Annotated in this window: 15 protein-coding genes and 1 pseudogene; 8 read left to right on the plus strand and 8 right to left on the minus strand. The window is 72.1% G+C overall.

The features are described 5' to 3' along the window. Window positions 1-26: 26 nt before the first annotated feature. The gene (locus OG373_RS22880) at window positions 27-3,995 is read left to right on the plus strand and encodes a hypothetical protein (protein WP_405439996.1); all 3,969 of its coding nucleotides are present in this window, start codon (window positions 27-29) and stop codon (window positions 3,993-3,995) included. A gap of 76 nt (window positions 3,996-4,071) precedes the next feature. Here the strand turns inward: OG373_RS22880 and OG373_RS22885 are convergent, their stop codons facing one another. Both OG373_RS22885 and OG373_RS22890 read right to left on the minus strand, forming a co-directional pair. Then, window positions 4,072-4,932 carry a TIGR03619 family F420-dependent LLM class oxidoreductase gene (locus tag OG373_RS22885; protein ID WP_405439997.1) on the minus strand — a complete coding sequence of 287 codons (861 nt, stop codon included), beginning with the start codon at window positions 4,930-4,932 and terminating at the stop codon, window positions 4,072-4,074. Window positions 4,933-5,021: 89 nt separating this feature from the next. Further along, the gene (locus OG373_RS22890; protein WP_405444158.1) at window positions 5,022-6,149 is read right to left on the minus strand and encodes an ADP-ribosylglycohydrolase family protein; all 1,128 of its coding nucleotides are present in this window, start codon (window positions 6,147-6,149) and stop codon (window positions 5,022-5,024) included. Window positions 6,150-6,749: 600 nt separating this feature from the next. On the opposite strand from OG373_RS22890, the gene OG373_RS22895 reads away from it, so the two are divergent. After that, complete coding sequence (locus OG373_RS22895) at window positions 6,750-7,814, plus strand: tyrosine-protein phosphatase (RefSeq protein WP_405439999.1); 1,065 nt, start codon at window positions 6,750-6,752, stop codon at window positions 7,812-7,814. A 57-nt stretch (window positions 7,815-7,871) separates the two neighbouring features. On the opposite strand, the gene OG373_RS22900 is transcribed toward OG373_RS22895, so the two are convergent. Beyond that, the gene (locus OG373_RS22900) at window positions 7,872-10,448 is read right to left on the minus strand and encodes a bifunctional FO biosynthesis protein CofGH (protein ID WP_405440001.1); all 2,577 of its coding nucleotides are present in this window, start codon (window positions 10,446-10,448) and stop codon (window positions 7,872-7,874) included. Between the two features lie 40 nt (window positions 10,449-10,488). Beyond that, on the minus strand, window positions 10,489-11,271 hold the full coding sequence (locus OG373_RS22905) for an SDR family oxidoreductase (protein ID WP_397730797.1): 783 nt from the start codon (window positions 11,269-11,271) through the stop codon (window positions 10,489-10,491). 394 nt (window positions 11,272-11,665) lie between these two features. Here OG373_RS22905 and OG373_RS22910 point away from each other — a divergent pair, with 394 nt between their 5' ends. From OG373_RS22910 to OG373_RS22920, 3 genes are all read left to right on the plus strand, one after another. Further along, window positions 11,666-13,024 (plus strand): diacylglycerol/lipid kinase family protein, encoded by a 1,359-nt coding sequence (locus tag OG373_RS22910; protein WP_405440002.1) that lies wholly within the window; start codon window positions 11,666-11,668, stop codon window positions 13,022-13,024. Between the two features lie 48 nt (window positions 13,025-13,072). After that, window positions 13,073-13,315 (plus strand): amphi-Trp domain-containing protein, encoded by a 243-nt coding sequence (locus tag OG373_RS22915; RefSeq protein ID WP_398668924.1) that lies wholly within the window; start codon window positions 13,073-13,075, stop codon window positions 13,313-13,315. Window positions 13,316-13,527: 212 nt separating this feature from the next. Further along, window positions 13,528-13,956: a hypothetical protein gene (locus OG373_RS22920; protein WP_405444160.1), complete on the plus strand. Its 429-nt coding sequence runs from the start codon at window positions 13,528-13,530 to the stop codon at window positions 13,954-13,956. Here the strand turns inward: OG373_RS22920 and OG373_RS22925 are convergent. Next, window positions 13,934-14,533, minus strand: a pseudogene (locus OG373_RS22925) (aminotransferase class I/II-fold pyridoxal phosphate-dependent enzyme); the annotation flags it as partial. The gene OG373_RS22920 and the pseudogene OG373_RS22925 sit on opposite strands and share 23 nt — an antisense overlap. Before the next feature lie 142 nt (window positions 14,534-14,675). On the opposite strand from OG373_RS22925, the gene OG373_RS22930 reads away from it, so the two are divergent. After that, window positions 14,676-15,533, plus strand: a complete 858-nt coding sequence (locus tag OG373_RS22930; RefSeq protein ID WP_405440003.1) for a hypothetical protein — start codon at window positions 14,676-14,678, stop codon at window positions 15,531-15,533. A 219-nt stretch (window positions 15,534-15,752) separates the two neighbouring features. On the opposite strand, the gene OG373_RS22935 is transcribed toward OG373_RS22930, so the two are convergent. The 3 genes from OG373_RS22935 to OG373_RS22945 form a co-directional block, all read right to left on the minus strand. Beyond that, the gene (locus OG373_RS22935; RefSeq protein ID WP_397730791.1) at window positions 15,753-15,962 is read right to left on the minus strand and encodes a DUF397 domain-containing protein; all 210 of its coding nucleotides are present in this window, start codon (window positions 15,960-15,962) and stop codon (window positions 15,753-15,755) included. Window positions 15,963-16,182: 220 nt separating this feature from the next. Continuing rightward, window positions 16,183-17,067, minus strand: coding sequence for a helix-turn-helix domain-containing protein (locus OG373_RS22940; protein ID WP_397730790.1), 885 nt, complete (start codon window positions 17,065-17,067; stop codon window positions 16,183-16,185). Between the two features lie 268 nt (window positions 17,068-17,335). Next, window positions 17,336-18,070 carry a GPP34 family phosphoprotein gene (locus tag OG373_RS22945; protein WP_030390041.1) on the minus strand — a complete coding sequence of 245 codons (735 nt, stop codon included), beginning with the start codon at window positions 18,068-18,070 and terminating at the stop codon, window positions 17,336-17,338. A gap of 30 nt (window positions 18,071-18,100) precedes the next feature. Between OG373_RS22945 and OG373_RS22950 the strand changes: the two genes are divergently transcribed. Together OG373_RS22950 and OG373_RS22955 are read left to right on the plus strand one after the other, a co-directional pair. Continuing rightward, window positions 18,101-20,773 carry a hypothetical protein gene (locus OG373_RS22950; RefSeq protein ID WP_405440005.1) on the plus strand — a complete coding sequence of 891 codons (2,673 nt, stop codon included), beginning with the start codon at window positions 18,101-18,103 and terminating at the stop codon, window positions 20,771-20,773. A gap of 110 nt (window positions 20,774-20,883) precedes the next feature. Beyond that, window positions 20,884-22,848, plus strand: coding sequence for an MFS transporter (locus OG373_RS22955; RefSeq protein WP_405440007.1), 1,965 nt, complete (start codon window positions 20,884-20,886; stop codon window positions 22,846-22,848). The last annotated feature ends 102 nt before the right edge of the window (window positions 22,849-22,950 follow it).

Genomic DNA, 22,950 nt, shown 5'->3' on the forward strand with positions numbered 1-22,950 from the left:
CTGGGGGGTTCATGAGACTGCTGCCGTTGGGCAGAAGAGCGCAGATCAGACGTGGCAGAGGAATCGCCCTCGGCTCGGGGGCCCTGCTGCTGGCCCTGCTGGCCTCGCTCACCGGCCAGGCGGCCGGTACCGCGCTCGCCGCGCCGTCCGAGCCGTCCGCCGCGGCCACACCCCGGCAGGGGGCCGCGACGAGCGCACCGCCGGCCGCGAAGGCGGGCCCGCAGGCGCCGCCCGAGGCGGACCCGAAGACGGGTCCCGAGGCGCAACACGAGGCCCAGGTGCGTGCGCTGGAGCAGAGCGCGGTGGCGGCGGTCTGCCCCGCCGACCTGGCGCCGCAGGCGGTCGTCACGTGCAGGGTCGAGGCGGGCAGGAACGTCTCCTTCCCGCTCACCCTGCCGCAGCCGAAGGACCTGGTCCGCTACCAGGCCGTCACGACTCAATCGCGCGTGAACATCCAGCTGCTCGCGCCGGACGGCACCGAGGTCGGCTGTCAGGCCATCGACGGCCTCGCCCACTGCCCCACGAGCCGGGCGGGGACGTACAAGCTGCAGTTCACGAACCTCGGTGACCTGCCCAGTGACCTATCGGTCTCGTACCTCGCGCTGCTCTCCGCCACCACCTGCAAGACCGTGGGCGCCGCCGACAGCAGGCTCGGCGCCCCGACGGTCTTCCAGGGACAGGTGCCGCTCGCCTCGGCGGGCGACTGCTACACCTTGGCCCTGGCCGCGAACGACATGCTGCGCGCCATCGCCCACACGCCCCACGTGGTCATGGGAGTCTACGACGGCGCCGGGAACAAGCTCTGCTACCGGCAGGGCGGCGAGAACCTCGACTGCAAGCTCACGGGCGTGGCGCCCTTCCGGGTCGTGACCACGGCGACCAACGGCGTGGACCTTCCCCACAAGCTCACCTTCGCCCGGCTCTCCGAGCCGGAAGGGTGCCCGGTGGTGGAGCCCCAGGTGTTCGGCACGTCGCCGGACCTGAGCTCCAAGGTGCCCTGCCGTGTCCTGCGGGCCACGGAGTCCGCCCGGTACACCTTCGGTCCCGTCGTCACCAAGGACTACTACGCGCCCCTGGGGCACTTGCTCTCCTCGGGCGGAACGCTCGTCGGCAACGACTGCGCGTACGGGGCCTGCGACCTGGCAGCCGGTGACTACACCTGGGTGAACTACACCCAGGTGCTGGACAGCTCCCCGTTCGGCATGGCCTTCCACTCGGCCAAGGAGGTGCGCGGCTGCACCGCGACCCATGACAACGCAATGGTGGCCGGTCCTGTCAACGTCGTCTTCGGCGGGCCCGGGCAGAAGCTCTGCCTCGCCCTGCCGACGGCCACGGGCCAGGGCGTGTACCTGCTCAACCGGCTCGCCCCCAACGGGCTGCGCGTCGTGGTCCACGACGCCGTGGGCCAACGGCAGTGTGAACTGGACGGCCCCAATGGCGACACGGCCGTGCCCTGCAGGCTGACAGGCACGGCCCCGTTCCGCGCGGTGCTCAGCGGCACTCCGGCCACTTCCTACGGACTGGCCGTCCACCGAACCGGCGAGCACGCCGGCTGTACCGCATGGCCGCGGACCGGTTTCGACGGTTCCGCCGGTGTCCAGGTTCCCGCGAACCAGGTGACCTGCCTGAGCGTTCCGGCCGACCAGCACTCCACCGCCGAGATGATGGACTTCGTCGATTCCGACAACCTGCGGTCGAGCGGGATCCAACTGGTCGACCCCTCGGGCACCGTGGCGTGCAGGGGTGGCGCCCCCCTCGTCTGCCGGCTCACTCCCGGGGTGGCCTACACCGCGCTGCTGGCAAGCAGCGGGCGGTACTCCGTCAAGCTGGCCCGGCGGGACGTCTCATCGGCAGCTGCCTGCACGGCCACGGCGTCCACCAAGGTCGGCGGCCCGTCCACTCCCGTCGTGCTCGGTTCGCTCCTGGACGCACGCTGCCTGCAGATCAGCGGCGCCGCGACCGACAAGTACTGGCTGGGCGACCGCATGCCCGGCCGATACACGAAGGACGGCACCTCCATGTGGCTGACGGTCGTCGATGCGGACGGCAAGCTGCTCTGCCGGCAGGCGAGCAGTCTTCCGTGCAAGGTGACCGGCTCGACCTCGTACAAGGCGGTCCTGTCCCCCCACGGCCCGTGGGACCAGCCCATCCACAGCACCATGGACATCTGGAAGGTGGGCACGGCCGGCGGCTGGGCGCCCGAGTGCACGGCCAATCCGATCTCGGTCGACGGCTTCCCGCTGCGGGGCGGTGTGCTCTCCGAGACCTCGACCGCCCATTGCGCCGTGGTCGACATGAAGCCCGGCGAGTCCTTCTACGTCACCGGCATCAGGAACCCTTCCGTCAAGAACACGCCCCCTCCCGCGCTGAGTCTGCACAGCGGCAGCGAGTGGGGCAGCGACAGCCCCCGGTACTCCTGCAGTCAGCGATGGGACTTGTTCAGCGCCGAGTGCGAGGCGGCCCCCGAGGCCGAGCCCTCCCGGGCGCTCCTGATGCTGAGCGCCGACCGGACCCCGACACCGACCGTCTACAGCGTGCGGGCGGTCTGCGGCCAGTGCTACGCCCCGGACATCGAGGCGCCGGCCTCGATCGGCCCCGACACCAGCGCGGTGAACACGCAGACCCAGGCCGTCGTCCGAGGTACCTCGCTCACCCTGAAGACCCGGCTGAAGCTGGTCCGTGACGGGAGCGACAAGCAGCCGGTGCTGACCCCGGTCTCCGTCACCGACGACCGCACCGCGCTGACCGTCCAGGTGGACACCGGGGGCCTGGAGCCGGGCCAGTACGACGTGGTGCTCGACGGCGTCGGGTACACCGCGGGAGTGCCCTCCCAGGGCTATCTCCCGAAGGCGTACACCGTCACTCCCGAGGACACCACGGGCAAGGGAAGGTTCGTGCCGATCGGCCCCTCCCGGTTCCTGGACACCCGTGAGGGTCTCGGGGCGCCCAAGGCCCGGGTCGGGGCGGGTGGAGTGGTCACGCTCCAGGTCGCGGGCGTGAAGGGCGTACCGGCCACCGGTGTGACCGCGGTGGTCATGAACGTCACCGCCGTCAGCCCGACCGCGGCCGGGCACGTCATGGTGTATCCGAACGGCCGGCCCCAGCCCTCCGTGTCGAACATCAACTTCAGTGCCGGGCAGATCGTGCCCAACCTGGTGACCGTCGCCGTCGTCAACGGCAAGGTCGACCTGCGCAACCACGCGGGATCCGTCGACCTGATCGCCGACGTCACCGGCTACTACACGGACAAGGGCCCCGGCTCCGCGCTGACACCCCTGACGCCGTCCCGGTTCCTGGACACCCGCGAGGGTCTCGGGGCGCCCAAGGCCCGGGTCGGGGCGGGTGGGGTCGTCACGCTCCAGGTCGCGGGCGTGAAGGGCGTACCGGCCACCGGTGTGACGGCGGTGGTCATGAACGTCACCGCCGTCAGCCCGACCGAGGCCGGTTTCGTCACCGTCTACCCCAACGGGCAGGCGGTCCCCGGGGTCTCGAACCTCAATTTCACCGCTGGGCAGATCGTTCCGAACCTGGTCACCGTCCCGGTGGTCAACGGGAAGGTCGACCTGCGCAACCACGCCGGTTCCGTCGACCTCGTCGCCGATGTCACCGGCTACTACTCGGCCACCGGATCCACCTTCTCCGCGGCCTCCCCGGTACGGCTCCTCGACACCCGCACCCCCATCGGCGGGCACCCCGCGCCGGCGGGCGGCGGAGAAACGGTCAACCTCAAGGTGGCCGGCGTCGAGGGAGTACCGGCGACCGGCGTGACGGCCGTCGTCCTCAACGTCACCGTCACCGCACCCGCCTCGGACAGTTTCCTGATCGTCTACCCGCACGGAGTGGCGCGGCCGAACGTGTCGAACCTCAACTACCGCGGCGGGCAGACTGTTTCGAACCTCGTCATCGTCCCCGTCATCGACGGGCAGGTGAGTTTCTACAGCCCGTACGGACCCGTCGACGTGATCGCGGATCTGAACGGCTGGTTCACCGGCTGACCGACCGGCCGAAGCGGCGGAGGGGCCCGTCCGATCCATCGATCGGACGGGCCCTCCGCCGTCGGCCGACCGCCGGTCAGAGGTACTGGGCGAACTGGTCCAGGGTGCGCAGGACTTCCGGCTTCGCCGCGGAGGGGAGCTGGAGGACGACCTCCTCGATGCCGAGGTCGGCGTAGTGGCTCATCTTGCCGGGGGAGGGCTGGACGGCGTACGGAACCACCTGGAGGGTCTTCGGGTCGCGCCCGGCCGTCTCCCAGACCTGGCGCAGCACCGGGAGGGATTCGGTGAGGCCGCCGCCGCCGATGGGGAGCCAGCCGTCGGCGTGGTCGGCGATGGCGGCGAAGAGCTTGGGGCCGGCCGCGCCTCCGATCAGGGTGCGCGGGCCGTGGAGCGGGGCGCCGGGGCCGAGTTCGCGCGGGGCCTGGACCGGCTTGGGGTGGGCGGTGCTGGCCTGGACGGAGCAGTACTGGCCCACGTACGCCGTGGGTTCGGGGGACCACAGGGCGCGCATCAGTGCCATCCGGTCGCGGACCAGGTCGCGCCGGGTGCGCCACTCGACGCCGTGGTCGGCGGCCTCCTCGACGTTCCAGCCGTAGCCGATGCCGAGGGTGAAACGGCCGTGGGAGAGGTGGTCCAGGGTGGCGACCTGCTTGGCGAGGTCGATCGGGTCGTGCTGGGCGACCAGGGTGATGCCGGTGCCGAGGTGCAGCCGCTCGGTGACGGCGGCGGCCTGGCCGAGGGCGACGAAGGGGTCGAGGGTGCGCCCGTACATCTCGGGGAGTTCGCCGCCCATGGGGGCGGCGGTGTCGCGGGTGACCGGGATGTGGGTGTGTTCGGGGAGGTAGAGGCCGGAGAAGCCGCGCTCCTCCAGGCTGTGGGCCAGCCGGACGGGGGAGACGGTGCGGTCGGTGAGGAAGATGGTCGTGGCGATCCGCATGGGCTCTGGCACCTCCGAGACGTGGGACCCGCCACGGTACGGGCTGGGCCCGCGAATGTTGAGGGGGCGTCAGGTGCCGGGGGCGCGGTTCAGCCGCGCGGGTAGCGGGCCAGCCAGCCCGGTGAGGAGGCCGTCGGGTTGTGCAGGGTCGGGCCCTGGGTCAGCTCCAGGGCGAAGTCGTCGGAGATCTCCAGCAACGCGGCCCGGCCTTCGAGCTCGGCGAGCCAGGCGGCCGGGAGGGCCGTCTCGCCGTGCAGGGCGCCGAGCAGGGCCCCGCACAGGGCGCCGGCGGCGATGGAGTCGCCGCCGTGGTTGACGGCGAGGCGCAGGCCCTGCGGGACGTCCGCGGCGACCAGTGCGCAGTAAACGGCGACGGCGAGGGCGTCCGCGGCCTCCTCGGGCCCGTCGGGGCCGTCGCCGCCCGGCGAGAGGGCTTCGACGGCCTCGGGCCCGGGGGAGCCCTGGGTGACTGCGGCCAGGGCGCGCTGCAGGGCGTCCGTGACGGGCTGGTGCCCGGGACGGGCGCCGAGCAGGCCGAGCGCGCGCTGGACGGCGGAGTCGAGGGAGTCGCCGCGGATCAGGCCGTGGACGATGACGGCGACGGCTCCGGCGGAGAGGCCCGCGGTGGGGTGGCCGTGGCTCTGCGCGGCGCATTCGACGGACAGCTGGAGGACGAGGGAGGGCTCCCAGCCGACCAGCAGCCCGAAGGGGGCCGAGCGGGTGGCGGCGGCCGCGTCGCGGGCACCGGGGTTCTTCGGCCGGTCGAGGGTGCCGAGGACGTCGTCGGCGAAGCCGGTCAGGCAGGCGCGGTGCGGGGCGCGGCGGGCGTAGAGCCATTCCTCCTGCGCGAGCCAGCCGTTGTCCTTGCGGCGCTCGTCGGGGCCCCAGTCGTGCTGGGTGGCGGCCCAGCGCAGGTACGCGCGGTGGAGGTCGGTGGGCGGGTGCCAGGCGCCGGTGTCACGGCGTACGTGGGCCCGTATCAGGCCGTCCACGGTGAAGAGGGTGAGCTGGGTGGCGGCGGTGACCCGGCCGCGGCGTCCCAGGGCGGGGGCCGGTTCGGTCAGGCCGTCCGGGCCGTGCGCCTCGCGGAGGGCGGCCAGGGTGAGGCCGGCGGCGGGTGCGCCGAGGGCGTCGCCGAGGGCGGAGCCGAGCAGGGTGCCGCGGACACGGCTGCGGAAGTCCTGCTGCTCGACGCGGCCCCAGAGGCCGGTGGCGATGCCCCGGCCGAGCGTGCGGTTCGCCCCGGCGGGGGCAGGCGTCCGAGCTCCGCCCGCGGAGGCGGGGGCGGGGCCGTGCAGGGGTGCGGTGGGGGCGTGGCCCGCCGGGTTCTCGCCCGGGACCGGGGCGCCGGCCGGGCGGCGGCCGTCGACCGGGCCGGGGCCGGGGCCTGCCGGGGCGGGGCCGCCCGTCGGGCCGAGGGTGTGCGCCGGGCCCGTACCGGCGGCGGTGGCTGCGGGGCCGGGGCCGGCCGCCGGGGCGGGGTCGGTCGGGGTGGCGCTCGGGCCGCTGTTCATGTCGTTCGTACCGTTCACTGCGTCCATCCCCGGCACCGCGCCCCCCGCTGACCAGTCCACTCGATGCCCGGCGTCCCTACCCGTACCCGCCGCGCACGCGAACCCGCACTGTAGTGGACACGATCGGTCGAATCCGGAAGAGGTCGGCCAAGCGGCCGGTGAGTGAGCGGAGATCGGCCAGAATCCGAACACTTCCGGCCGCCACCTGGGAAGTGGCACGTTTTGTCAGGCGCCTTCGAGCCGGTCGTTTCCGGTCACGCCTCGTTCATCCGACGTTCTCCCCGGCCGCCCAGCCTCGGAGCCATGAAGAAGGCACTCCTCGCCGCGACCGTCGTCGCCTCCGCGCTCACCGCTTCCCTGGTCGCTGCCCCGCTCGCCTCGGCCTCCGGCCGGGACCGGCACGACCGCTCGGCCGTCCCGTTCACCGAAGCCACCGTCACCGCCGGAGCCGACGGCTCCTTCACCCTCCGGTGGAAGGCCCGCGGCACCGACCGGGTCGAGATCAGGGCGAACGGCAAGGTCGTCGCCCAGGGCGGGTCCCAGGGCCGCGCCGTGGTCAGGGGTCTGCCCGCCGCCGACCGTCAGTGGTTCGACTTCACGCCGCAGCGCGGCCAGGGCCTGCGCCTCGCCGACCGGCTGATCAAGCTGGACGGCACCGCCAACTTCCGCGACGCCGGCGGCTACCGCACCGGCACCGGCCAGTGGGTCAGGATGGGCGAGGTCTACCGTTCCGACGCCCTCGACAAGCTGACCGGGAACGACCTGGCCAAGCTCCAGCGCCTGCGCATCAAGACGATCTTCGACCTCCGCATGGAGGACGAGCGCACCAAGGCCGCCGACAAGGTCCCCGCGGGCGCCGCCTACGTCGTGGCCGACGTCTTCGCCGGCTCCGGCTCCTTCCAGACCCTGCCCCGTACCCCCGACGAGGCCGTCAGGGCCATGGTCGACGCCGAGCGGGCGATGGTCTCCGGCGCCGGCGGCAAGAAGGCGTACACGCAGGTCTTTGAAGGGATCGAGCGCGACCGCAGCCGCTCCGTCCTCTTCCACTGCACCGCCGGCAAGGACCGCACCGGCTGGGCCAATGCCGCCCTGCTGACCGCCCTCGGCGTGCCGCGCGAGACCGTCGAGGCCGACTACCTGGCCAGCAACGACTACCGCAGGGCCGCCAACGACGCGATCCTCTCCCACCTGCCCGCCCAGCAGGCCGCCGTCTACAAGCCGATGCTCGACGTGCGCCCCGAGTACCTCAACGCGGGCTACGACGAGGTCAAGGTCACCTACGGCTCCTTCGACCGATACCTCAAGGACGGGCTCGGCATCGACTCCCACGAGCTGAAGCAGCTCAGGAAGGACCTGCTCGTCGGCTGACCCGGGCGCACGCCGCCACGGAGGGGAGCCGGGCCACCGGTCCCCCTCCGCTCGCGTTCAGTCCATTACGGGAAGCAGCTCCGGCAGGTGCCCGTCCGAGGCGCGGGCCGCCTCCTGCCGCTCCTGCGGCACCTCCCCGTACAGCGTCGTACGGGCCTTCGCGGGCCGCCCGGCCGCCTCGGCGACCGCGATCAGGTCCTGGACCGACTTGTACGAGCCGTAACTCGACCCGGCCATGCGCGAGATGGTCTCCTCCATCAGGGTCCCGCCCAGGTCGTTCGCACCGGACCGGAGCATTTCGGCCGCGCCCTCCGCGCCCAGCTTCACCCAACTCGTCTGGATGTTGGGAATGTGCGGGTGCAGCAGGATCCGGGCCATCGCCGTCACCGCCCGGTTGTCGCGGACCGTCGGGCCCGGCCGCGCGATGCCCGCCAGGTACACGGGCGCGTTGGTGTGGATGAAGGGGAGCGTGACGAACTCCGTGAAACCACCGGTCTGCTGCTGGATGCGGGCCAGTGTGCGGAAGTGGCCGAGCCAGTGCCGCGGCTGGTCCACGTGCCCGTACATCATCGTGGACGAGGAGCGGATCCCGAGCTCGTGCGCGGTGGTGATGACGTCGATCCAGTCCGCCGTCGGCAGCTTGCCCTTCGTCAGGACCCAGCGGACCTCGTCGTCCAGGATCTCCGCCGCCGTACCCGGGATCGAGTCCAGCCCCGCCTCCTTGGCCGCCGTCAGCCAGTCCCGTACGGACATCCCGGTCCGCGTCGCCCCGTTGACCACCTCCATCGGCGAGAAGGCGTGCACGTGCATGCCGGGGACCCGCTGCTTCACGGCGCGCGCGATGTCGAAGTACGCCGTCCCGGGGAGGTCCGGGTGGATGCCGCCCTGCATGCACACCTCGACCGCGCCCACGTCCCAGGCCTGGGCGGCCCGGTCGGCGACCTGGTCGAGGGAGAGGGTGTAGGCGTCCGCGTCCGTGCGGCGCTGCGCGAAGGCGCAGAACCGGCAGCCGGTGTAACAGACGTTGGTGAAGTTGATGTTCCGCGTGACGATGTAGGTGACCTCGTCGCCCACGACCGACCTGCGCAGGTCGTCGGCGATCCGGCACAGCGCGTCCAGGGCCGGCCCGTCCGCGTGCAGCAGCGCCAGCGCCTGGGCGTCCGTCAGCTTCGTCGGATCGTCGGCGGCCTGGGCGAGGGCGCCGCGTACGTCGGTGTCGATGCGCTCGGCGACCATCCCCGGCGCCGCCGCCTCCCGCAGGGCCTCCCAGTCGCCGTACACGTCGTCGAAGTCGTCGCGGCGGTCGCCGGTGCGTCCCTCGGTGTCGATGGTGGCGTGCAGGTCCGTGCGCCCGTACGCGGTGAAACCCTCGTCCGGCTCCTGCCACGGCCTGCCCTCGACGGGCGCGCCCTCGTCGGCCAGCCCGGTCTGCGGATCGGCCAGCGCCCGTACGTGCGGCAGCAGGCGGGGGTCGAGCCAGGGCTCGCCGCGCTGCAGGAACTCCGGGTAGATGGTCAGGCGTTCGCGCAGCTCGAAGCCGGCGGCGGCGGTCCGCTCGGCCAGCTCCTCGATGTGCGGCCAGGGACGCTCGGGGTTGACGTGGTCGGGGGTCAGCGGCGAGACCCCGCCCCAGTCGTCGATGCCCGCGCCGATGAGCAGCGCGTACTCGGCGTCCACCAGGTTCGGCGGGGCCTGGATCCGGGCGCTCGGGCCCAGGATGTGGCGGGCGACGGCGATGGCGGCGGCCAGCTCCTCCAGCTCCGCGTCCGGCATGCCGCGCATGGCGGTGTCCGGCTTGGCGCGGAAGTTCTGGACGATGACCTCCTGGATGCCGTGGTAGCTGCGCTGGATGCGGCGCAGCTCGAAGAAGGCCTCGGCCCGCTCCCCGTAGGACTCGCCGATGCCGATGAGGACACCGGTGGTGAAGGGGACGTTGGAGCGCCCCGCGTCCTCCAGGACGCGCAGCCGCACGGCCGGGTCCTTGTCGGGGGAGCCGTGGTGGGGGCCGCCCGGCTCGGACCACAGGCGGGTCGCGGTGGTCTCCAGCATCATGCCCATGCTCGGCGCGACCGGCTTCAGCCGCTGGAGGTCGGACCACGTCATGACCCCGGGGTTGAGGTGCGGCAGCAGGCCGGTCTCCTCCAGGACCCGGATCGCCATGGCGCGTACGTAGGCGAGGGTGTCGTCGTAGCCGTGCGCGTCGAGCCACTCGCGGGCCTCGGGCCAGCGGTCCTCGGGGCGGTCGCCGAGGGTGAAGAGGGCTTCCTTGCAGCCCATCGCGGCGCCCTGGCGGGCGATGTCGAGTACCTCGTCGGGGGAGAGGTACATCCCGTGGCCGCTCGCCCGCAGCTTCCCGGGGACGGTGACGAAGGTGCAGTAGTGACACCGGTCGCGGCACAGGCGGGTGAGGGGGATGAAGACCTTGCGTGAGTACGTGATGACACCGGGCCGCCCGGCGGCGGCGAGCCCGGCGTCCCTCACCCGTGCGGCGGAGGCGGCGAGGTCCTTGAGGTCCTCGCCGCGCGCCTGGAGGAGTACGGTCGCCTCGGTCGCGTCGAGCGCGACGCCGTCGCGGGCCCGCCGGAGCGCGCGGCGCATCGCGTTTTCGGTCGGAGCGTCACTCGGAGTGGTCATGGGCCGAGCATACGATCCGATGTTCCGGCGGTGGTGTGGCTCATCTCATCAGCTCACCCGCGTTGACCAGCAGCGACTGGCCGGTTATGGCCCGGGCCCGGTCGGAGGCGAGGAACGCGGCGGAGTCGGCCACGTCCCCGTCGGTGGCCAGATCGGGCAGGGCCATCCGTCGGGTCAGCCGGGAGTGCACCTCGGCCTCGGGGATGCCCTCGGTGTGGGCGGTGAAGGTGACGAAGGCCTGCACGGGCGGCCCCCACATCCAGCCGGGCAGCACGGTGTTGACGCGGATCCGGTGCGGGCCGAGCTCGCGGGCCATGGAGTACATGGCGGAGGTCAGGGCCCCCTTGGAGGCGGCGTAGGCGGCCTGCTGCACCTCGTTGGGGGCGGCGACCGCGGACTGCGTCCCGATGATCACCACGGAACCCCCGCGCTCCTTGAGGCCGGGCAGACAGGCACGGGTCATCCTCAGCGTCCCGAGCAGGTTGACGTCGATGATCTGCTGCCAGGTCCCGAAGTCGGCGTCCTCCAGCCCCCCGAAGTACGAGTCCCAGGCGGCCACGTGCACGACGGCGTCGATCCGGCCGAAGCGCGTGAGCGCGAGCTCGGCGAGGGCCTCGCACTGCCGCTCGTCCCCGATGTCGGTGGCGCGGTGGGCGGTGTGCGCGCCGTCGGGGTCGATCTCGGCGGCGGATTTGGCGAGATTCGCCTCGGTCCGCGCCCCGAGCACGGCGTTCCCGCCGTCCCGCACGACGGTGGCGGCCACCTGATGCCCGAGCCCGGCCCCGACGCCGGAGACGATGACGGTCTTCCCTTGCAGCAGCACGACGGACCTCCAGCCGACAGATGTATCTGACGACCCGTCAGGCTAGGTGAGCCCCGCGCCCGTGTGAAGGGGCGGGGCGAAGTGGAGTGGGAGGCGGCGGCGCGCTCCCCGGCGCCCGTCCGGCGCCGACCGGGGGGTCGACTTCGATGACGCGGCGGCGGGCGGGCCTCGAGCCTGCCCCGACCGGCGCCCACTCCGACAGCAGCCGGATTCGGGCGGCCTCCGCCGTGCAGCCGACGGTGGCCGTCAGTACCACGGTGGCCACCGTGGTGGGGCGAGGCCGAGCCGGACCACCGGCCGGGTCCTGTGCGGGTTCGCGTCCGCGTCGACGGTTGATCGGGTTCGGGAGATGATCGGAGATGACCCTGCGGCACGAGGCGAGGACGTGAGGAACATGTCGCTTGCGGATCCTTCCGGCCCGCCCCGGCATGTTCGGTGGTGGGCCCTGCTGGCCGTTGTCTGTGCGGTGCTCGCGGCGCTGACCCTGGTGGCCGAGGGCATCGTCGGTGGGCTGCTCGTCCTCGTCGTCGGGCTGGCCGGGGCGGCGCTCACCGCCATGGGGACCTGGTGGGTCGTGTCCCATCACGGAGCGGTACGGATGGTCGGCCTACTGCTGGTGGTGGCTGCGCCCGTGGCCATCCTGCTCATCTACGCCCGGGCGGACCTGTGGCCCACGGCGCTGGTCGCCATCGCGCTCTGGGCCGCCGCCGTGGCGTGCGCGCGGACCGCGCTGCGTTCGGCACGCCGGAGCCACGGCATGCGGGCGGTCATACGGGCCGGCCCCCGGAACCCGGTGCTGATCATGAACCCGAAGTCCGGGGGCGGGAAGGTCGGCCGGTTCGGCCTGGTCGAGAAGGCCGAGGCGCTCGGCGCCCGGGTGGTGCTGCTCGACCCGGAGGTCGTGACGGACGTCGCCGCCCTCGCCCGCCGGGCGGTGGCCGAGGGCGCGGACCTGCTCGGGGTGGCCGGCGGCGACGGGACCCAGGCCCGGGTGGCCGAAGTGGCGGCCGAGCACGACCTGCCGTTCCTCGTGATCTCCGCAGGCACCAGGAACCACTTCGCCATGGACCTCGGCCTGGACCGCGAGGACCCGTCCCGGTGCCTGGACGCGCTGTCCGACGGGGAGGAGCTCAGGGTCGACCTGGGTTTCGTGGGCGACCAGGCCTTCGTCAACACGGCCTCCTTCGGCGTCTACGCGGAGATCGTGCAGCGGCCGGAGTACCGGGATGCCAAGGCCGACTCGGCCCTCGCCGCTCTGCCCGACCTGCTGCTCGGCTACGCCGGCACCACCCTCGACGCAGCGACCGACGAGACGCGGCTGGAGGCCCAGCAGGCGCTGCTGGTCAGCAACAATCCGTACTCGTCCCCCGAACCGATGGGGGCCCGCAGGGCCCGGCTCGACCTGGGCGTGCTCGGTGTCGTCGGGATCCGGGTGAACAACGCCGCCCAGGCGGCCGATGTCGCGCTCCGCGGTGCGCGGGCGGCCGGCCTCCAGGTCCTGACCTCCCGCCAGGTCGTCGTCGGCTCGTCCGCGGAGCGGATCGCGGTCGCCGTGGACGGCGAGGCCCTGACCATGCCCACGCCCGTGACCTGCTCCGTGCGGCCGGGCGCACTGCGCGTACGGGTTCCCAGGCTCCGCCCGGGGGCCCCGCCGGCCGCGCCGCCCATGCAGTGGAGCGAGGTGCTCGGGCTCGCCTTCAACCGGCCGGCCCGGGATGCCCGACCTCCCGTACGGCGTGACAATGGCCAATGAGCCGGCCAATGAGCCCGACCCGGTGTGCGCAGCGGATTGGAGACTTCCGTGAAGGACCTCAAGTTCGAGCAGAAGCGTTCCCTTTCCCGTCTGGAGGCCGCCGACCAGCTATCGGCGCTCGCGGAGGCCCTGCGGCACGGCGGCAACGCCGAACTGGAACTCGGCCCGGGGAAGATGAGCCTGCGGGTCCCCGACGAGCTCCGCACCGAGATCGAGGTCGAGGTCGGCGACGGGGAGATCGAGATGGAGATCGAACTCAAGTGGCCGACCGCGCAGGCCAAGGCCGCGTGACAGCCTCCTCGGAGGGCGGCGCGGAAGGCGGCGCAGTGGGCGGCCCGCAAGGCGGCGGCCCGCAAGGCGGCGGCCCGCACGGTGGCAGCCCGCACGGTGGCCTCCCGGAAGGCGGCGTCCCCGCGGAGGCCCGGCCGCAGGAGGCCCCGCCGCAAGGGGCTCCGGCAGAACGTGAGCAGCGCGGGGACTACACCGGCGCCGTCTACGGCTCACTGCTCGCCGCCTCCGTGGTGGTCGGCGCCGGAACGCTCGGCCCCTACCCGCGGGTGCAACTCGTCGTGCTGCTCCTGTCCACCGGTCTGGTGTTCTGGGCCGCGCACGTCTTCTCCCGCCTCTTCGGGGCCCGCATCGTGAACCGCCTGACCTGGCCCGTGATCCGCAGTGAGGCCAGGCAGGAGCGCCCGATCATCGAGGCGGCCGTCCCACCCGCCGTCGCGGCGGCCATCAGCCCGTGGTTCGGCCTGGGACCCCAAGGGGTGGTGTGGCTGGCGCTTGTGGTCGCCCTGATCGGGCAGGTCGGCTGGGCCACCCTGGCCGCCAGCCGCGCCGGCGCCTCACGCCGGCTGATGCTGCTGGCCGGCGCGATCAACCTCTTCCTGGGGCTCCTCATCGTGCTGCTCAAGGTCGCCCTCCAGCACTGAAGCCCTGAAGCCGCTTCACGCCGTACTCCGCCAGCGCCGCGGCCAGCCGGCCGACGCCCTCGGTGATCTCGTCGGGGGTGTGCGTCGTGAAGTTCAGGCGCAGGGTGCGGGGGTCCGGGTCGGCGGCGAAGAAGGGGGCGCCCGGGACGAAGGCGACGCCGTGCGCGACGGCCGTCCCGAGAAGGGCCGTCGCATCGTGACCCTCCGGCAGCCGGGCCCAGAAGAACATCCCGCCCGCGGGCAGGTTCCACTCGCAGTCGGCCGGGAGGCCACGGCTCAGGGCGTCCTGCAGTGCGTCGCGGCGCTCGCGGTACGCCGTGCGGACCGTGGCTGTGTGGGCGTCGAGGTCCACCGTCCGGAGGTAGTGCGCCGCGGCCAGCTGGTCCACCGTGGAGGTGTGCAGGTCCGCCGACTGCTTCGCGACCACCGCGGCCCGCCGCAGCGCCGCCGGCGCCCGGAGCCAGCCCAGCCGCAGCCCCGGCGCCATGACCTTCGAGAAGCTGCCGAGCAGGGCCGTACGGTCCTGCGCGCCCGGGTGCGCGGCGAGCCACGGGACCTCGCGGCCACCTCTGCGGACACGGCAGCGGGCACGGGCAGCTCCTTCGGGAGGCGGGTGCGCGCATCGTAGCCAGGGAAAGTTGTAGACGGCATGTATGTATCAGGGGGTGGACCCGTCCCGACCCCTCCCCATCTGATGCCGCATCAGATAGACCGTTCCCATGACGACAGGAGAGCAGGACCCGCAGCAGGACACCCGCGTCGAGGACTACGCCGAGCTCGCGGCCGTCGGCCCCTACGGCGTCCGCCCGGGCCACGCGCTGATCACGATGGTGGAACCGCACCCGGGCCACGAGTACGCGTACAACCGCTGGTACGAGGACGACCACTACTACGCCGGCGCCATGGCCATGCCCTGGATGTACGCGGGCCGCCGCTGGGTGGCCACCCGCGAGCTGCAGGAACTGCGCTACCCCGAGAAGTCGGCCGTGGCCCAGCCCGTCACCGCGGGTTGCTACATGTCGACGTACTGGGTCACCGAGGGCCGCTACGACGAGCACATGAAGTGGACCGTCGGCATCAACAAGCGCCTGAACCGCGACGGGAGGGTCTACCAGGACCGCACCCACGTCTTCACGTCCTTCCAGGACCACGTGGCCACCGTCTACCGCGACGGCGCCGCCGGCCCGCGGGACCACCACGCCCTGGACCACCCGTACGCGGGCCTCGTCGTCCAGGTCGTCGACGCCGACGGGCCCGAGCAGCGGGCCGAGTTGCTGGAGTGGCTGCGCTCGCGCGCCCTGCCGAAGCGGCTGCACGGCGGTCCGGCCGCGATGGTGACGGTCTTCCGCCCCACCCCGCTGCCCGGCGACCGGATGACGTACGTCAAGCAGGTGGAGGGGGTCGACACCCGCCTCACGCTGCTGTGGTTCCTCCAGGAGGACCCCCGGACCTGCTGGGACAACTTCCGGGGACTGGACGCGGAGGTCGCGGAGGTGGGTCTGGGGCGGGTGGAGTTGGTGGCGCCCTTCATCCCGACGGTGCCGGGGACCGACCGTTACGTCGATCAGTTGCGCTGAGGGGCCGGCGGCAGCCACCGCGGGCATGGCCGAGCCCCCTCGGCCAAGACGGCGGGTCGGTCGAGAGGGCCCCAGTCAGTGGTGCAGGTGGTGCAGGTGATTCAGATGGCGCATCTGAATCAGGTCGTGCTCGGGGTGCAGCAGCCGGTCCCGCTTGTGCTGGACGCGGGGACCGAACGGCATGGACAGCGAGGACGGTCGGGACGAGCGCCGTGATGTTCAGGCCAGGCGTCCCGGCCGACCTTCGGTGACGTCGGCGACGAACGAGGTCCAGGAGTCGGGCGCGAAGGTGAGGGACGGTCCGTCCTGAACCTTCGAGTCGCGGACGGCGATGGCCTCCATGACAGGGGACTTGACCTCGACGCATGCGCCGTTGGCGGAGTAGGAGGACTTGATCCAGTTGGTCGTGGCGCCCTGGCGAATAGCCATGTTTCTCTCCGGTGAGCGAGTAGTGCCGGTAGATCCGGTGTCCTGTCGGCCATATTTCCGGCCGACCTGATCGACGCTACCGGCAGCTCCTGACGGGTGAAGCGACCATTCACCCGACCGGGTGGCATATTCCATTCAGGCCTTCTGTGGCTGGGGAGTGACGGTGTACCGTACCGGCCCGCCGCCCGCCCGCCCGATGGATATCGCCCGAATCCCGCCCCTATGCGCCCTTGTCGGCGTATTCGTTGATGATCCCCGAGATGAAGTCACGGGTCTGGTCGACGTTGAGGGCCTGCGCGCGCAGGTGTTCGTACATCACGCTGTACTTCTGGACGTCGTTGGCCTTCTCCAGGTACAGGTCGCTCGTCACGCCCTCGATGTAGACGACGGTCGAGTCGGACGCGTCCGGGAACTCCAGGATCGCGTACTGACCGTTGACGCCCGGATGCGCGCCCAGCTCGAAGGGCATCACCTGCACCGTGACGTGCGGCTGCTCCGACTGCTCTATCAAGTACTCCAGCTGCCGGATCATCAGCTGGGCGTCGCCCACCCGTCGGCGCAGCGCGGCCTCGTCGATCACGGCCCACAGGCGCAGCGGCCCGAGCTCCGGGTTGTTGTTCTCCGTCTCGGAGAGCCGCTTCTGGCGGTGCATGCGGACCTGGACGCGCTTGTCCACGTCGGCGGGGGCGGTCTCCGGCCACGCGCCGCGTACGAGGGACTGGGCGTACTCGGTGGTCTGGAGCAGCCCCGGGATCACCAGGGGCTCGTAGGTGCGCAGGCTGGCGGCGTCCGTCTCCAGGCCGATGTAGACGCTGTACGGGATGTCGCCGAAGGCGTGCCACCAGCCCTGCTGGCGGGAATCCTTCGCCATCTGCATGAGCGAGTCGATGAGGCGGCGGTCCTCCACCTCGTAGACGTCGCACAGGTCGCGGACATCGCGCTGGCTGATGGAGCGGCGGCCGTTCTCCAGGCGGCTGATCTTCGACTGGGAGACGAGCAGGCGCTCGGCGACCTGTTCGGCCGTCATGCCCTTGTCCTCACGGAGCTTGCGCAACTCCATGCCCAGTCGGCGGCGTCGGACGGTGGGATTGACATTGGACGCCACGTGAACGGCACCTCCGCCTTCTTCTGTCGTTGCAGCTGTCTCTCTGCGTATCTGGTGTTGAGCAGACTGCCACCGAAGCGGGCGGCGCCGCTGGGGAACGGCCCGGAAACACAGACGCGCGGGGTGGCGGGGTCGGCGAACCGGCCCCGCCACCCCGCGCGCCGGGGGCTCCCGAACCGACCGGGTCCTCACGGACGCCGGTCGGGGCGGTGGCGTTGCGATGGTGGTGCGGTGGTGCTGTGCGGTGCTGCGATGAAGCGGGGGTGGATCAGTGCGCGGCCGCGCGGGCCATGGCGCCCGTCCGGCGCGGCTGCAGCGGAACACTGCTCGCCGTAGCCCGGGCCGGCGGTGCCGGTGCGCGGTCACGGCGTGGCTGTGCGGCCACACCGTTCTGGACGTCCATCACGGCGTGCGCCACGAGTCCGCCCATCGGGTCGTGTCGGATCAGGTCCCGCAGCCGGGACCTGGACGACCGCCCCTCGTTGCCGGGGTACAGGTGCTTGCCGAGTCCGACCGCGTGGGCCAGTGCGGCGAGCGCCGCGGTCCGCGGGTCCGGCGGTACGCCGGTGCGGATCGCACTGTCGAGCCGGGCTCGGATCTCCCGGCTGATCTCCGTGTCCGTCGCCTGGTAGCGAGTCGTCGGCAACACTCCGCACATCTGTCCTGCGACGGCATGCACCATGCCGCAGCGCTCCAGATGAGCGAGGTAAATCTGACGGAGCCCCAGTCGGGGTCCGCCGATCCAGTGGACGGCCCGTACCGGGCTGCCGCGCCTGCGCAGCAGTTCCAGTGCGGAGTCCAGAGTCGGATCTCCTGTCGGCCGTGGCATCACCACGGCGATACGATCCCCATCAGGGGCTATCCGTCCTGCCAGAGCCAGCTCCACTAGCTGTGCCCCGGCCAGGCCGAGGTCGAGCGACTGCGGCTGCGCCGTGGTACCCGTGGCCGGGTCCAAGGCGAGCAGCAGAAGCTCCTCCGGAATTGTTCTGCGGCTCCTGCCCATCCATGCCTCCCCGCGTGGATGAGTGACAGGGTGACGCCTCTCACATTCATCTGTCGAGAGCGCGTGGCCGCTTTGTGGGGTAACCCGCAGTTATGTCGTTCTCGTCTGGCACGGGGGCGATGCTCCCGAGACGGGACACTGTTAGACATTCGGACAGCCGGACGTGGCGGCGATGGAGGAGGAACGGTGGCGGGCGAGTCCCCCGACAAGTCGGTAGATGAAGGAGTGCCGGGGGCGGCGGAGTCGTCCGCGGGGCGCGATCCGAGGCTGTCGGTGTTCCGGCCGCGCGATCCCGAGGGCGGCGGGGTCGCCCGTTCCGGTGTGGGCGTCGACGTCGAGACCGGGACCGAGGCCCGTGCCGACGCGGACGCCGATGCCGACGTCGATGCTCAGGTCGATTCCGATTCGGATTCGGATTCGGATGTCGAGACCGATGGCGCCGCCGGCGCCGAAGTCCGGGCCGACGCCGAGGCCGAGACGGATTCCGAGGGTGAAGCCGGCGGGCGGGATGCCCTGCGGGACGCCGTGGCGGCATGGGTCGCCTCGGCCGACGAGGCCGATGTCGATGCCGATCCCGACGACGCGGATGCCTCCGACGATGCGGACGAGGACCCCGCGCCGGGTGAAGCTGTGGATTCCGCTTCGGTGGATGCGAAGACGTCCGCGGGTGAGCCCGAGGCCGTCGGGTCCGACGCTTCCGAGGCCCGTTCCGGCGAGCCCGACTCCGATTCCGCTTCTGCTTCCGACCCGGTCGATGAGCCGGTGGACAACGAACGTACGGCCGTGTTCCGTGCGGTGAAGCCGCCGTCCACGCCTGCTCCCGCTGCCGAGGCGAAGCCCGCCGACAGCGAGCGCACCGCCGTGTTCCGGGCCGTGAAGCCGGATTCCGCTTCGACCTCCGTCCCGGAGCGGGCGAAGCCCGAGCCCGCGGCCGATGAGTCCGCGGACAGCGAGCGTACGGCCGTGTTCCGTGCGGTGAAGCCGCCTTCCGCTTCGGCTCCCGCCGATGAGGCGAAGCCCTCCGCGGACAAGCCCTCCTCCGCGGACAAGCCCGCAGCCGAGAAGCCCGCAGCCGAGAAGCCTGCGGACAGTGAGCGCACCGCCGTCTTCCGGGTCCCGAAGGTGGATGCGGTCAAGGCGGAGACCCCGAAGCCCGCCGCCGCCAAGCCCGCCGCCCCGAAGCCGAGTCTGGCCAAGCCGGCCGAAGCCAGGTTCACCCCGGCCAAGCCCGCCGAGTCCGGGCCCGCCGCCGAGGCGCCCAAGGGCAGCACCTTCGTGCCGCTGCGCCCGGAGGGCGTCGCGCCGGCCACCCCGGCCACCCCGGCCGCCGGGCAGCAGCCCAAGCCTCCGGTCACGCCCGCCTCGCGGTTCGACCGGATCGACAGCGCCGAGCGGACCACCCAGCAGCCGCTGCCGCCCAAGCCGCCGCTGGACATGCTGGCGGACCTCACGAACAACCCGCCCCCGCCGCCGAGCCCGATGCGCACCGCCATCCGGCGGTTCAAGATCTACGCGCCGCTCGTCGCGCTCCTGGCGCTCATCCTGGCCGTCGTGCAGCTGGTGCGCCCGCTGCCCGAGCCGAAGCTCGTGATGACCGAGAAGTCCGCGTACACCTTCGACGGCGCCGCGCCCCAGCTGCCGTGGCCCGCCGAGGGGCAGGCCTACATGGCGGCCGCCGGCCTCGGCACGCTCGGTCAGTCCGGCGAGCAGAAGCCGGTGCCGATCGCGAGCGTCACCAAGTCGATGACGGCGTACATCATCCTGCGCGACCACCCCATCAAGAAGGGTGAGCAGGGCGCGATGATCGACGTCGACAAGACGGCCGAGACCGAGGGCAAGAAGAACAACTCGACCGACAACGAGTCCACGCTCGACACGGTCAAGGAGGGCGACAAGATCTCGGAGTACGACGCGATCGCCGCCCTCATGATCCCGTCGGCCAACAACATCGCGCGGCTGCTCGCGCGCTGGGATTCCGGTTCGCAGGAGGCGTTCGTCAAGAAGATGAACGAGACCGCGAAGGAACTCGGCATGACCAAGACGACGTACACGGACCCCTCGGGTCTGGACGCGACCACGGTCAGCACCGCCGAGGACCAGGTGAAGCTGGGCCTGAAGCTCGTCGAGATCGAGACGCTGCTCGACATCACGAAGAAGCCCAGCTGGATCGACCCGTCGGGCAAGAAGTGGGACAACTGGAACCGCCTGGTTCCGTACAACGACTCGCTCGGCATCAAGACCGGTACGACGACGAAGGCCGGTGGAAACCTCCTCTTCGCCGCGCAGAAGAAGGTCGGCAACACCAACCAGCTGATCGTCGGGGCCGTCCTCGGCCAGCACAAGTCGCCGATCATCGACACCGTCATCGCCGCGAGCAAGCAGCTCATGATCGCCACCCAGAAGGCCCTCGAGGGTGCGCCCGTCGTGAAGAAGGGCGCTGTCGTGGGCTACGTCGACGACGGGCTCGGCGGCCGGACGCCGGTCGTCGCCACCGCCGACGTGCAGGCGGTCGGCTGGGCCTCGCTGACCGTCGACGTCAAACTCGCGGACGGCGGAGGCAAGCTGCCGCAGACCGCGACGGCCGGTACCGAGGTCGGTCTGCTGACCGTCGGCGAGGGCGCCAGCCAGGTCAAGGTGCCGGTCGCCCTCAAGGACGACCTCGCCGCGCCGGGCATCGGCAGCAAGCTGACGCGCGTCGGCTGACATCCGGTGAGAGCGTGGATCCGGCGCCCCGGGCAACCCCGGGGCGCCGGGCCGCGTCTTGGCTGCCGGGAAGTCGAAGTGTGGACTCGTGTGTGTTGGGGAGTGCGGCAGTGACCACCGCTGAGCAGCAGGGCCGGCGCGAGGAGGCCATCCCGTCGGCCGCCGACGGTGCTCCCGGCGTGTCCACCGATCCAGCCCGGCCCGCGGCTCCCGCGGCTCCCGCGGATCCAGCCGCTCCCGTGGCGACCGTGTCCTCCGGGGCCGTTGCGCCCGGCGGCACACGGCCGTCCCGCGGCCCCGTCGGGGCCGTCCTGGACCGGGCCCGGCGCCACCCGGTGGCCGTCGCCACCGTTCTGGCCGGGCTGCTGCACGTCGCCTGGTTCTTCAGCTTCGCCAACAGTGGCGGCGACCTGGCCGCGCAGGACGCCTGGGCCGAGTTCGTGGGCCGCCATCCCGACTCGGCGTACAACCTCGCCTGGTACGGCGGCATGCACCCGGTCTCGTACAGCGTGGTCTCGCCGTACCTCATGCACATGCTCGGCGTCCGGACCACGATGATGATCGCCGGCACCGTCTCGGCCGGGCTGTTCGCGCTGATCCTGACCCGTTGCCGCAGGGCTGTGCGCGAGCCCCTGTGGCCCGCCCTGGCCGGGGTCTACGGTCTGCTCTGCAACGCCCTGTCGGGCCGCGTCACCTTCGGCCTCGGCGTGATGTTCGCGCTCGGCGCCGTCGCCGCCGTCTTCTGCTGGCCCCGCAAGTGGGCGGAGCGGCGCTGGGCCAAGGCCGCGGTGGCGGCCCCGCTGGCCGGGCTCGCGACCGCCGCCAGCCCCGTCGCGGGGCTCTTCCTCGGGGTGATCGCGGCCGCGCTGTTCCTGAGCGGGCGGCGGCCGGGTGCGTACGCGCTCGGGCTGGCCCCGGTGGCCGTGGTCGGGCTGTCGTCCTGGCTGTTCCCGTTCTCCGGGACGCAGCCGATGAAGATCGGCTCGGCCGGGCTGCCGTTCGTGTTCGCGCTGCTGATCCTTTTCCTCGTACCGCGGCGCTGGAGGACCGTACGCATCGCCTCGGCCGTCTACGCCCTCGGCGTCTTCCTGACCTGGGCGATCGACTCCCAGGTCGGCTCGAACGTCACGCGGATGGTGATGCTGTTCGGCGGCGCCGTGCTGCTCGCGGCCCTCGCGTACGAGGTCCCGCGCACGCGGCGCTGGTACGGCGTGCTGCTCGCGTGCATCGGCCTGAACGCCTGGATCACCGCGAACAGCATCACCGACATCGTCCGCACCACGCCGCTGGCGGCCTGGAGCCGCGAGCTGGCGCCCCTCGTCGACCAGCTGCAGAAGGCGGGCGCCGACCGCGGCCGGGTCGAGGTGGTCCCGGCCAGCAGCCACCGCGAGTCCTCCGCCTTCCCCTCGTACGTGAACCTCGCGCGCGGCTGGAACCGGCAGGCCGACCTGGAGCGCAACCCGCTCTTCTACGACGACACCCTCACCGCCGACAGCTACCGGGCCTGGCTGGAGCGCTGGGCCGTGCACTACGTGGTGCTGCCCGCCGACAAACCCGACTCGGGCGGGGAGGACGAGGCGAAGCTGGTGCGCGCGGGGGTCCCGTACCTCCAGCAGGTGTGGGGCGACGCGAACTGGCAGCTCTTCAAGGTCCTCGATCCCACCGACCTGGTGTCCGGGCCGGCGACCGTGGTGCGGGCGAGTGCCGACCGGCTGATCGTCGACGTGAAGCAGCCCGGACGGGTGCTGGTACGGATCCCGCACTCGCCGTGGCTGGGGCTGGTGGACGCGGCGGGCAAGCCGGTGCCGCCGCCGCAGGAGACCTTCGCCTCGAAGGCGCGGGGCGCCGGTGGGGAGGGCGGCGCGCTGCGGAAGCAGTACGCGAACACGGCGGGATGCCTGTTCAAGGCCGCTCCGGACGAGACCGGGGACGTGTGGACGGAGCTGCTGGCGCCCGCCCCGGGGGAGTACCGGGTGGCGGCGAAGTACCAGCTGCCGCGGGGGACGCCCTGCCCGGAGGACCTGGTCCACCAGACGCTGGGCCAGCCGAACCGTCCGGCTCCGCCGCGCCCTTGATCGAGTCCCTTGATCGGAATTCTTTGCACGTCGGTCCGGGTGCGTTGGTCCGCATATGTGCATACGATCCCAGTAGTCCGATTGGGTGCTTCCCGAAGGAGT

Origin of the sequence: Streptomyces avidinii (assembly GCF_045161815.1) — a bacterium.
GTDB classification, from domain to species: domain Bacteria; phylum Actinomycetota; class Actinomycetes; order Streptomycetales; family Streptomycetaceae; genus Streptomyces; species Streptomyces avidinii.